Origin of the sequence: Bacillus sp. TL12 (genome assembly GCF_022625245.1) — a bacterium.
In the GTDB taxonomy this organism is placed as follows: Bacteria; Bacillota; Bacilli; order Bacillales; family Bacillaceae_G; genus Bacillus_A.
On the sequence record NZ_JAJJBY010000271.1, the window covers coordinates 1 to 227 of the forward strand.

At 37.9% G+C, this 227-nt stretch carries 1 pseudogene; it reads right to left on the reverse strand.

What is annotated here, in order from left to right:
• Nucleotides 1–227, reverse strand: a pseudogene (locus LOK41_RS28890) (macrolide ABC transporter permease); the annotation flags it as partial.

Genomic DNA, 227 nt, shown 5'->3' on the forward strand with positions numbered 1-227 from the left:
ACCATCTCTTTTTTATCTTCGATATCAAGAGGCTCCATACTAGAGTTTGTTGTAAGAACATATGCTAGTTCTGGGATCTTTTGTACTTCATAAATGTCCTCCTCAGTTAGCTTGGGTTGTTCTGTATCAAATGGATTATTAATATCTGGGGTATAATGAATAGGGACAACATTATTTCCCTTACCAGCAAATAATGACTTTAACGTCGCTTCCCCACCCTGCCCAAT